Origin of the sequence: Pseudomonas sp. NPDC089407 (genome assembly GCF_044900445.1) — a bacterium.
In the GTDB taxonomy this organism is placed as follows: domain Bacteria; phylum Pseudomonadota; class Gammaproteobacteria; order Pseudomonadales; family Pseudomonadaceae; genus Aquipseudomonas.
In genome coordinates, this window is sequence record NZ_JBJDNB010000029.1 from 43,413 (window position 1) to 55,493 (window position 12,081).

Annotated in this window: 7 protein-coding genes; 4 read left to right on the forward strand and 3 right to left on the reverse strand. The window is 57.6% G+C overall.

All coding sequences use genetic code 11. The features are described 5' to 3' along the window. Positions 1-71: 71 nt before the first annotated feature. From ACI2KG_RS20985 to ACI2KG_RS21000, 4 genes are all read left to right on the forward strand, one after another. Positions 72-3,872: a sugar-binding protein gene (locus tag ACI2KG_RS20985; protein ID WP_404663139.1), complete on the forward strand. Its 3,801-nt coding sequence runs from the start codon at positions 72-74 to the stop codon at positions 3,870-3,872. A gap of 208 nt (positions 3,873-4,080) precedes the next feature. After that, the gene (locus tag ACI2KG_RS20990; RefSeq protein ID WP_404663140.1) at positions 4,081-6,078 is read left to right on the forward strand and encodes a hypothetical protein; all 1,998 of its coding nucleotides are present in this window, start codon (positions 4,081-4,083) and stop codon (positions 6,076-6,078) included. A gap of 158 nt (positions 6,079-6,236) precedes the next feature. Then, positions 6,237-8,426 carry an autotransporter outer membrane beta-barrel domain-containing protein gene (locus tag ACI2KG_RS20995; RefSeq protein ID WP_404663141.1) on the forward strand — a complete coding sequence of 730 codons (2,190 nt, stop codon included), beginning with the start codon at positions 6,237-6,239 and terminating at the stop codon, positions 8,424-8,426. A 65-nt stretch (positions 8,427-8,491) separates the two neighbouring features. Further along, a complete protein-coding gene (locus tag ACI2KG_RS21000) occupies positions 8,492-9,988 on the forward strand; it encodes a hypothetical protein (protein WP_404663142.1) in 1,497 nt (498 codons plus the stop codon). A gap of 6 nt (positions 9,989-9,994) precedes the next feature. On the opposite strand, the gene ACI2KG_RS21005 is transcribed toward ACI2KG_RS21000, so the two are convergent. From ACI2KG_RS21005 to ACI2KG_RS21015, 3 genes are all read right to left on the reverse strand, one after another. After that, on the reverse strand, positions 9,995-10,735 hold the full coding sequence (locus ACI2KG_RS21005) for a molecular chaperone (protein WP_404663143.1): 741 nt from the start codon (positions 10,733-10,735) through the stop codon (positions 9,995-9,997). Between the two features lie 67 nt (positions 10,736-10,802). After that, on the reverse strand, positions 10,803-11,342 hold the full coding sequence (locus tag ACI2KG_RS21010) for a fimbrial protein (protein WP_404663144.1): 540 nt from the start codon (positions 11,340-11,342) through the stop codon (positions 10,803-10,805). A 161-nt stretch (positions 11,343-11,503) separates the two neighbouring features. Further along, on the reverse strand, positions 11,504-11,914 hold the full coding sequence (locus tag ACI2KG_RS21015; protein WP_404663145.1) for a PA2817 family protein: 411 nt from the start codon (positions 11,912-11,914) through the stop codon (positions 11,504-11,506). Positions 11,915-12,081 lie beyond the last annotated feature (167 nt).

Here is a 12,081-nt window from a genome sequence, read left to right on the forward strand (position 1 = left end):
GTGCAGCACGGTTAGTCATGCTGCTGCCTTTGCCCGAAAGGGGGAGTGCTTTTTTAATAGGGATGAGATAAATGACTACAAACTCGGTTGTGCATTCCAATGCCTTCAACTTCATGAGTTTCGTTCAATCTGGCGTCGACCCGCGAACCGGCCAATACACAGCGGCCATCGAACTGCCGGAACTGGCGGCCAACTCCCTGAATGGCCCTAACCTGCCGTTGCGTATCGCCTTCAACCCGATGAACCCGGAGGACTCAGGGTTCGGCGCTGGGTGGCGATTGGGGCTGAGCGAATATGACCTGGACAGCCAGATGCTCAGCCTGCACAGCGGTGAACGGTTCAAGGTGATTGACAATGGGCCCGGCCAGAGCGCGGTTGTGCCAGAGCGAAAAATTGACAGCTTTCACTTCGAGCATGTTCTGGTCGGGGGCGAAACCCGTTATCGCGTCGCCCACAAAACCGGCTTGATCGAGTTGCTCAAGGTCTATACGTTAACAGACCCGGAGCCAGGGCGACCGGACAAGCGGGTGGCCTTACCGGTGCGGATACTGTCGCCATTCGGCCATGGCATTACCTTGGAATACCAGGAGGTGGGGGTGCCCTCACCGATGCCAGGTATTCCAGCAAAAAACGTGCGTTGCCTGTCGTGGGTGGAAGATGACAGCAAGCGCAGATTGTTGGCGATCGATTACTCCCTTAGCGACAGGGTATACATTGATATCAACGCGAATACCCCAGCGCATGCGCGTTATACACTGCGTCGCAAAGGCAGTGAGCTGGCCAGCGTGGTACTGCCGACCAAAGACAAGGCACGCTGGGCGTTCGAGTATCAAGTGTATGGCGAAGTGCGGTGCCTGGTAGACCTGAGGACGCCCGTCAATGGCCATGAAATCATCACCTATGACGAAACAGGTCTCAAGTTGCCTGGCACCAGCGGCAGGGCACTGCCTTGCGTGGAAAGCCATGTGGTCAAGCCAGGCGCGAAGCAGCCTGATATGCGAACAGAGTATAGCTACAGCTCGAACAACTTCTTGGGCAACAACACGTTAAGCGGGTGGAGTGATAACGGTGAAGACAACCTGTACCAGTCGACCGACTACACCTACGCTTATGATTGTACAGCCACGTATTTCAAAGGCGGCCGTGGCGTGCGGACCGTCAAGTCCACGTTCAACCGCTTCCACTTGATGACCGAGCAGGTCACCACGCAAAACGATTGTATTGAAACACAGACCCTTCATTATCCCGAAGTACCGAATAGGCAGTTCCCGGACCAGCCTGCAAACTTCCAGTTGGTGGACAATACCACCCGCTCCTGGCGCAAAGGCTTGTCGGGCACTCCCCGGGACGAGGTGGAGGTTACCCGCTACGACCTGCATGGTAACTTGACGGAGATAATCGAGGCCACGGGTAGAAGGACTGTGATGAAGTATCATCCGGCCGATCTGGACCCCGAGGGTTTCGTGCGTTCTATCGAGACCGAAGAGGTCATTCCGGCCCCGGGCGAAGGCAACGCCGAAACCTTGCTCAAGCGCTACAGCTACCGCTTGATTGCGTCGCTCGACAGCCAGGGCAGGGGAACCTTGCACCGCTGCCAGGAGCAGCTGTTCCGTGTACGTGACCAGGCGCTGCTGGAGCTGACGACTACCAACGTTTACGAAGAGCTCGCCGATGCACTGACCTATGGCAGAGCTTGGGTTCAAACGCTGGTGCTCAACAGTGATGAAGACGATGGGAAAACCGTGACGGAGTACGCCTACAGCGAGGAGTCTGTCGGCGGGCACCCGGTGGTACAGACGGTACAAACCCAGACCGGCTTCGATCACGGTCGGCCGCTGTCGGCCCGCGAACAGGCGCATGCCAAGGGGCGGAAGGAGCGGCACTCGCAAAAGGTCAACACCCTGCAGCATTCGCTTCTGATTGGTGAGCCAGTGCTCAATTACGACGACAATCAGGTGCAAATTGCCTACGAGTATGACGAGCTGCGACGTGTTATTCGCGAAACCGTCGACCCGTTCGGCAAGTACAAGGCATCGCGCAGCTACAACTACTACTTGTCGTCGTCCGATGGCCAGCAGGCTTATCAGGAACAGGTTGATGTAAAGGGCGTGTGCACCTGGAGCTATGTGGATGGGCTGAACCGAGTTGTACGGGTAGAGCGCCAGGACCCTGATTATGGCGCTACCCCTAAAGCCAGGGAAATGCCGCGGCTCAGTTACAGCGCCCGTCACGATGAATTGGGCGATCTGGTGGAAGAGGTCGAGTTCGATTGGCTCGAACTGAAGAACCTGCCATTGGCTACCCGCTACGAGTATGACGACTGGCGCCAACGTAGCTGCGAAACCGGCCCGGACGGCGTGCGCAACTACGCAGTGACCGACCCGGTCGGCTTGCCGGACCGGCTGGGGCCGGTTGTCCGCGAGTGGCGAGAGTCGGTCAACCGCTTGCTGCGTACTGGCACCACCATTACTCGTATGAACCTGTTCGAGAAACCTGTCGACGTTGAACGGGTGGATAACCACGGGCAGCGGGTGAGCCTGCATCGGTACTTCTGCGATGGTTTGGGGCGTACCGTTCGGGAAGTGGATGGCAGAGGGTATGAAACAGCGTCTGTCTACGATGAATATGATCGGCTTGTCGATCAGACACTGCCCGACAGATCGGTGGTGCACCGTGACTATGCGCCGCACAGCAAGGGCGATTTGCCGACGTTGATCAAGGTGTTGGATATCACCGATGGCAAGGACCATGTGATGGGTACGCAAACCTTCGATGGCCTGGATCGTATGATTGAATCAGTCACCGGAGGGCGAGCGCGTACCCTGTTGTATGCCATCGGGCAGCGCCAGCCCGAGGCGGTGATCACACCTGCCGGCAATCGCATCGACTATGAGTATGTACCGCAATTAGGTGAGGAGCCGCTGCGTCGTACAGCCTTGAACAACGATGCGAGCTACATCTATGACGAGCACAATGCACGTTTGCTGCACTGCACCGAGAACGACGAATCGCTCGATCGAGAGTACTTCAGTACTGGCGAATTGAGAGTAGAGAAGCGTAAACCGGCGGGTGAAGACATTACCTATGAGATGAACTATGTTCACAGCCTGAAAGCCCGGTTGGTGCGGTACACCGATGTGCTGGGCAAGACCCAGTTCTACGAGTACAACCGGGCTGGGCAACTGCAGCAAACCACCCTCGAGAATGTCACCAGCACCTTCGGCTACGACGCGTTGGGCCGGACGGCCAGTATTTTCACCGAAACCGAGGATGAAGACGGGACGCGCCGTAGCTTGAGAACCGAACTGTTGTATGACGATTTCGACCGTGAAATCCTGCGCCGTTTTGACTTTGGTGACACGGTGCAGACCCTGGCGCAAACCTACAACGAGGTGGACGGCATCACCAGCAAAACGCTTAAGGAGGAGGATGCCGAACTGCGCCACGAAGACTTCGAATACGAAGAGCGAGCCAGGTTGTCGAAATATACCTGCCGCGGTGAGAGTGACTATGTGCCCGTTGACCCCTATGGCAACAAGATCGAGGGCCAGCTGTTCCGCTTCGATGGTCGGGACAATATTACCCGGGTTCGAACGACCTTCAAGGGCGGGAAAGTTGACGCGAAATACCTGTTCGACAACCTCGCCGACCCTGCACAGTTGACGGGAATTGATATGACTTGGGCCGAGGGTGCGACTGAGCGCATCGCGTTGGAGTATGACGATGACGGCAATATGATACTTGATGAAGAAAAACGCCAGTTTAAATATGACCCCTTCGGGCGCCTGGCGAAGGTATATGTGCCAAAGCAGGATATTACTGCCAATTATGGCTATGATCCGCTGGACCGTTGGGCATCGCAGTATGCCTGAAACGCGCGGGTGGTAAAATAATTTAACCTACTATCGGCAATCTGTCGGAGCCTGCCTTGGTGCAGGCTTTTTTTTGCGTGTGCAGGGGCTGTCAACTGATAAATTTGCCAGTTACCTAAGTGGGCGTGGGGTGGTTGAATTCTGTCTGTGGTATTGGCACTGAAGTTAATGGTTGACGTCGACTATGACAGGAAGAGAGGCCTTCAGCATGAACAGTAAAATCCATACGCCAGCTGAGTTGACTCGGCAAAAGGTAAGGCGCGCAAGAGCCTTGAATGCGGAAGCCAAGGCCCTGGTCAAACCGGGTATAGACACGAGTTTGTTGGCAGATACCCTGGACGGTACGGTATTCAGTGCTGTTTTGACTGACGCTTCGAAGCATCTGGTCATCCGTATCGAGGCATGGCCATTGCTGGGGTCGACACCGGCGGGTTTTTTTGATGTATTGGAGATCTACCATACCTCCGCGGGCGGTACGTCTACATTGCTGTCAAGTGAAGAATACACGGGTGCAGATATTGGCAAGTTTCCACTTTCGGTGACGATAGGCAAAGATCATATCGGCAACTGGGTGGACGGGCCACAGGTCTTCAGCTATAAGGTCAAGCCATTCACCGGCTCCGCAGCAACGGACTCTGAAACGCTGGACCTGATTTTTGATCGCGCGCCCCCCTATGGTAATAACACACCTGACCCGCTTCCTGCATTGGGCTATGATGTTACCGATGCGAATATTAACAACGTATCGGTCGAGTTGCCACGCTATGACACGCACGCGGCTGGCGATAAGGTTTATGTTTACTGGCTGAATCATGTCCCGGAAGATCCGTCTGCGCTAACCCCGGTTATTATCGAAGTGGTTGATGTATTGCCCAAGACATTGACCGTGCCTGCCGATAAAATCAGAGCGGTGGGGGATGGCGGGGTGTATGTGCTGTATGTGTTGGTCGACAAGGCCGGCAATATCAGCAGGTTGTCAGTGCCTATGTCCGTGGGTGTCGCTGTGGGCCCGCTGCCCTCCGGGCTTCAGGACCCGGTAGTGCCGTTGGCAGCGGATGGCTTGATAGATCAGGAAGACGCCTGGACCGGGGTAGTGGTAGAGGTTCCGAGCTTTGACAACTGGAAGTCGACCGACTGGGTACAGGTCAAGTGGGGGACACTGGAACTGGGGTGGCGTGAGATTGGTAGTGCGCCAAAGTTTCCGCTGGAATTCTCAGTCCAGCCAAAACAATTGTGGGATCAGTACAGCGCCTCGGGCACGGGCAACGTAGCAACCAACGTCAGCTATGAACTACGCCGCGGTACGGTTCCGCAGGGCAGTAAAGACGTTAATGTGGACGTGAACCTGGAGGCCATCGGGCCGACTGATCCAGGCACTGATCCTGAATGGCCAAACCCGGTCAATCCGAAACTTGCCCTGGCTGAGATATTTGGCAAAGTATCCGGCACGCCGAATACATTGCTGCCGGAAGACGAGAAACAAGATGCTACGCTGAAAGTTACAGTAGATCCGGCCTTCCAAGAAGACGATGTTGTCAGATTCTATTGGGATGATGTGCATGTCGCCGAGGTCGACCATCCACTGGAAGCCGCAAACTTGGGGGCGGAAATAAGTGTGGAAATTCCCTGGTCTTATATCGAGGCGCGTAACAATGGCGATGTGCCCGTGCATTATGTGGTTGAGCGCCCAGGTGTGCCTAATCGGCCCAAGTCTCCCAGCACCATCGTGAATGTCGAGGCTATTGTCCTGCGCCCGGATGCGCCTGAGTTTTTGGGGGGTAATACGACACCGCCCGAGGGTTGGTTGACCTGTGGTGCCCTGTATGACGATGACAATCCCAGCCCATTGGACCCGGCAATCCGAGTATTGATAAAAGGCCTGGGTGATTATGGTTTGAAGGCAGGAGATACGCTGACTATGCACTGGTACGCCGTGCATAACCTTAGCGGTGAGGAGAAAATTGACGATACCGTGTTCGATGACCCGATCGTACTGACGGAAGCTGACCTGGTCGAATGGGTATGGCGTGTGCAGCCTTACGACGACTACATTTTGCCAATCTATAACCATCACGCAACCATTCATTACGGGCGAGGGCGTGTTTATTACAGTTTTGACCTCGACGGCAAGCCTGTTAATTCAGAAGTGGCGGAGCAAGTTGTTGCCATGCACGATGCGGCCGGTAGTTGTCCGATCAGGCCTTGAATGAAGCCTGGCGGTGTCGAGCCAACTCTGCATCGCCGGGAGCTTCATGTGAAAGCTTAGGAATTTTCCTACAGAGATTTGGGAATTGCCTTTGTAGTCTTGTCGGCGATCGCCTTCCGTTGGCAATGATGATTCGACATGAACGAGGTTTGAAATTAATGAATACCGGCCGGAAACTGTCACTCAGCCCGTTAGTGCAAGCGCTGTGCATGGCGCCTCTGATGCTGTTGGCCGCCCCACTTGCATCGGCAGTGACTGTCGTCGAGGGTACGCGTGATATCGACAACAGCGCCCCGCTCGACAACTACCGCCTGATTCCCAATGCCAGGCTCAATGCGGTGGGTGCTTCGATGCGTGATGTCGCTGTCGGGACGGGTGCGCATCTGAACATGCAGGCGAGCACCATCGAAGCCCAGAAGGCCGATGGTGTAGACCTGGTTGCGGGTGCCTCCGCCAGCATCGCCGGCAACTCACGGGTGGTCAGTGACCGCTTTGGCTTGCGCTTGCAGCATGATGGCAGTGTTGGCGCTTCGGCCGTGGTCACCGACAGCCATGTCGAGGGTGGCAGAGCCGGGGCCCTGGTGTCGGCCGCTTCGAGCCTGGAGCTGCAGCGCAGCACGCTGGTGGGCAACGGCACGGCACCGGCTGCCCAGTTGTTTGGCAGCGCTAAGCTTTCGGCACAGGACAGCTCGCTGGTTGGGGCCACGGACGGCTTGCGGGTACTTGCCGACCCTACGTTCGCCGGTGCGGCCATGGTGACCTTGGTCGGTTCGCGCGTCGAAGGCCAGGACGGTTCGGCGATTGTCGTGGGCCACCCTCTGATTGGCCCGGCCAAGGCCGAGATCGTCGTTGCCGGTGGTTCGAGCCTGGTGGCGAGCAATGGCACCTTGCTTGAAGTGGTGGGTGGGTCAGACGCTACCATGACGGTGGACAATAGCCACCTGGTAGGGGATGTACGGGTCGAGTCCGGTTCCAATGCAGCCCTGACCCTGGACAACCAGGCCAGCCTGACCGGGCGCCTGGAGAACGTTGCAGGGTTGACGCTGAATAACCAGGCGCGCTGGAACATGGTGGAGGACAGCCAGGTCGGCAGCCTGGCCATGAACGGTGGTGTGGTCAGTTTCGGTGAGCCTGGGCAGTACCAGCGCCTGACACTGGGGACGCTGGCCGGCAGTGGTACCTTCATCATGGATGCTGACTTCGCCACCGGCGCGACAGACTTCCTTGAGGTCGGTAATGCTACCGGTAGTCATAGCTTGCTCGTAGGCAGCAGCGGTGCAGATCCTGTGAATGAAAATGCACTGCACCTGGTGCATGCGGCAGCAGGTGATGCCAGCTTTTCTCTGCTCAATGGCCCGGTGGATCTCGGTGCGTTTTCCTACGAGCTGGTACAGCGTGGAAACGATTGGTACCTCGATGGCTCGCGCAAAATGATCAGCCCCGGCACGGCATCGGTGCTGGCGCTGTTCAATACCGCACCGACCGTCTGGTACGGTGAGTTGACAACCTTGCGCAGCCGCATGGGCGAGTTGCGCCTGGATGAGCGCAAGTCGGGCGTCTGGGCGAGGGCCTACGGTAACAAGTACAACGTTTCGGAAAGTGCGGGCAGCCCCTACAGCCAGGTCCAGCGTGGCTTTTCGTTCGGTGCCGATGCCCCGCTCCCGATGGGCGACGGCCAGTGGCTGGCCGGGGTCATGGCGGGCCACAGCTCATCTGACCTGGACCTGATCCGTGGTAGCTCTGCCGAGGTCAAGAGTTACTACCTGGGGCTCTATGCCACTTGGCTCGATGCACAAAGTGGCTATTACTTCGATGGTGTGGTGAAGGCCAACCGTTTTGACAACAGTGCCAAGGTTGCACTCAGTGATGGCAAGCGCAGCAAAGGTGACTATGGCAACCTGGGCCTGGGTATGTCCGCCGAGTTTGGGCGCAATATCGACCTGGGGCAGGGGTACTTCATCGAGCCCTACACCCAATGGTCCATGGTCACTATCCAGGGTAAGGACTATCACCTGGACAATGGCCTGAAGGCTCGGGGTGACGATACCCGTTCACTGCTTGGCAAGGCCGGTGCAACCGTGGGGCGTACCCTGCAGCTTGGCAATGGCCAGAAAGTGCAGCCTTACGTGCGTGCTGCCTATGCCCACGAATTCATCAGCAGTAATGAAGTGAAGGTCAACGACCATCGGTTCGATAACGACCTGTCGGGCTCGCGCGCCGAATTGGGCATGGGGGTCGTTATCAGCTTGAACGAGCGTATGCAGCTGCATGCCGATTTCGATTACGCCAACGGCGAAAAGATCGAACAGCCGTGGGGGGCTAACGTCGGGTTCCATTACAGCTGGTGAATGGCAGATGAAAGGAAGGCCCAGGCCTTCCTTTTTTGTGGGTCAGATTAAACGAGGATGGTGATATGTACATCAAACCCGCGGGCCTATGGGCATGGTTGCGTGAAAGATTGCCGAGCCTGTTTCAGGCCAACCTGCTCGCCCCGCCTACTGCACCGCAGGCGCTCCCGAACATCCCGGATGGCGAGCCGAATTTGTTGCCAACCACGGCTCTGAGCCGGCCGTTGAGGATCGAGGTGCCCATCTGGCCGAACTCCAATCCGATGCCTGGTTTTCCAGAGACATTGACGCTGTATTGGCAGGGTGCGGCGGTTGGTGAACCAAAGCGCTGGGAGGGCGAGATACCCGAGGATGATCTTTTCGTGGAAGCCCCTGTTGCACTGCTATTGCACGGCACTTGGCAAGTCACTTATGAAGTGTACGGGTTCAATGGTGTTATCACCCACTCCGAGCCGCTGACACTGACGATTGACACCGTACCCCCGGTGCTCGGCGGCGATGAAGGGCTTTTGCTGTTCGACGAGGAAGTCGAACGCGACGGTGTAACGGCGCGCTACCTTGAAAAGCATGAGGACTGTCTGCTTGCGGAGTTGCCAGCCTACCAGAAACCCGCGATAGAGGATGTCATCCTCTACTATTGGGATGATCGCCCCTTTGCCAATGACAAGCTTGGCGAATACACGGTTGCCCAGGAGGACACTGGGCAACCGATTTTGCTGTCGATCGAAGGCGACGATATAAGGTCGCGGGGCGACGGTGAGCGTTATGTTCATTATCAGGTGCGCGACCGGGCGGGCAATCTCAGCGCTCGGTCCAGGCCTGTGCCGTTGCAGGTGGCTGCCGCTCCCGTTCCGCGGTTCCTGCCGTGGCTTGAGATGCCCCAGGCCGCAGGCTCTGGAGAAGCGTTGTCACTACAGTTGAACGGCTACCAGCCGCCCATGGTGGTCATTGTTCCCGAAGAGGCAGTGATTTATCCGGATGAGTGGGTAACCGTCGTTTGGGGGGCGCCGGGTGATGCAGGTTACTTCACGACATCCGAAGTAATGCCAGGTACAGATAACCGGTTCTTGATACCCGAGAAGAACCTGCTGGCCTACAGTAACCAGGCGCTCAAGGTTTCATACGAGGTTAGCGATGGCATCGACACGTTTCCGTCTACCCCGCGCAACCTCAAGGTGGCGGCACTCTCGGAAAAGTTGCCGCAGATCGTGCTGGTAGGTGCTACCAGCGATGGCTTCAGCCTCGGGGGCGCCCCGGCCAACGTACCTGTGAAGCTGGACCCGTGGCGATTCATCGCAGTTGGTCAGCGCATCAATATCTGGGTGACCGGGGTGCTGAAGAGTCGCGCAGATTCTGAACCACATCATGTGCTGCAAGCGCATGCCGTTACCGAGGCGCAAGTACGCCGGGGGATCGGTGCGGACAACGAGGTCACCGTGCTCAAGACGTTCCTTGCCACGCTCAAGCGTGACGAGCCGTTCACCTTGCACGTGCAGGTGAGTTTCAACAATGGGGCAAACTGGGTGGACTTCCCCCAGTACCATCCGATGCTAAGGGCCTGAGCCGCCTCAAGAGCGGCCTGCCGGGCGGGACATTGCCGGTGTTACACCGCCGAAGTCGTTGATAATGCTGAACTCGACCTTGAGGTCGTCCTGCATAGGCAGTGTTTTCAGCGGGTAGCTTTGCCTGCCGAGAGGGATTGCCATCTTCCTGGCATCTATTTTTTCGCTGCCCTTGGCGCTGCTGACGGTCAGCTGGTTGAAGGTGAAATAATAGGGGGAGGGATTATCTACCACCAGATGCGGCTTGCCGTCGATGGCTTGTACGGACCACGCCAGGTCTTGCAGGCGCTCCTGCGGGCGACCCTTGAGCTGGCTGGGGCGGTAGAAGACCTTGATGCGCGTGCGCAGGGCAATGTTAAGGACATTGCCGGGCTCATCGTTGGCCTGGGGGATTTCCTGCAGGTTGAAGAAGAACAGCGACTCGCGGTCCTGGGGCAGGTCATTGGGCAGGCGGTTGAACTGTACGGTCTGCTCGCCGGCGGGGTCGATACGGAACAGCGCTGGCGAGGCAATCAAGGGTACCGGGGTGGTGCTGTCATCGGCCTCGGTATTGATCCAGGCCTGTGCGGCATAGGGCCGCTTGCTCGGGTTGGCTACCACGATGCTGGTGCTTTGCTTGTCGCTTGGCTGCACCACGCGAGTAGAGCTGATGGTGAGGGCAGCGCTGGCGCTGAGGGGGACAAGCAGTTGCAGGCAGGCGGCCATGGCCGTGGCCAGGCTGATCCGGCTGGAAAACGGGCGGAACATGGGCGTATCTCGTCAGGGCTGATGAGCGCTCCCTGGCTCAAAATGATTGAAGTCAGGGAGATTTGAGTTACTTGTGTTCGAACGAGTATTCGACGCTGGTGTTCGCGAAGCCGTCTGTAACGGTGTCTGAAGTGGACTCGAACTGGGCGTAGAACTTCATGTCGGTAGGTGCGGTGTCGTCGAGCGGATACGCGATGGATTCCTGGCCGGGCTCCACGTTGTTCAGGTTCCTGTCCAGGATTGCCAGGGCAATGCCTTCGGCGCCGTTTGGTTCAAGGCCGTAAAGCCTGGTATTGCCAGTTGGCCAACCTGGAGTGAAGGTGAGGTAACCGTCATCAGTGCCGATGGTGCAGCCGGCGTCGGGTGTTACCCTCAGGGCAAACGGGATGGGTGTGGATTTGCTCCCGGTCCTCGGGAAGTGGTCAGCCCGGACGTTACCTACCTCTACGCGAGGAATGGGCACGCCACCAGTGCCGGGAATGACCAGGTCGATTGGGCAAGTGCCGCCGGGTTTGATAGAGCCGGCAAAAAGAATTTGGCCGGTGTCGGCTGCCAGTACTGCGTTGCTGCTCAGGCCTAAGGCGATGGCCAGAAGGGTTTTTTTCATTTTCATATCCTGCATGCGAAAAAACGGTGTGAACAGTTGAATGGCTGTTCGGCGTGCAGGGTATAAGGGCGTGCGAGGCGGGGCTGTAGGCGAAGTCTGCAGAAGGCAATGCAATTGACGCTAATGCAAGGCGCGCTCGTAAGCGCGGCTTGCTTGCTGTGTCAGTGCTGCGTATTGCCATCAGGCTGGCTCAGCAGTTGTTTCTGCTGGTGCCAGTCGAATGCTTCGCCATTCTGCTCGGCCTCGTAGCGGCGTTCCTCCAGTTGCTGGTACACGTCCAGTTCCTCGTCGGGCATGTAGTGCAGGCAGTCGCCGCCGAAGAACCACAGCAGGTCACGCGGCACCAGGTGGGCAACTTGCGGATAGCGCTGGATCACCTGGCAGATCAGGTCCTGGCCCAGGTACTGGCTTTCCAGCGGATCTTGCGGCAGTAAGGTCAGCAGCTCGTCGAAGCGTTCGAGGAACAGGGCGTGGCTTTCCTCCGGTACCTGCTCGGCCTCACCCAGTGCCACCAGGATGGTGCGCAGGTGGTTCAGCAGTTGCAGGTGGTATTCCAGGTGTGGGGTGGCCATGGGGGTGGTCCTCGGGGTGGTTGAAACGGGGGCGGAGTATACGCCGGTTGAGAGCGGGCAGGGGAAGGTGGTGGCGGTACTGGCCTCATCGCCGGCAAGCCGGGCTCCCACAGGAATCGCATAGAAACTGGCGTTTATGCGGTCGATGTGGGAGCCGGCTTGCCGGC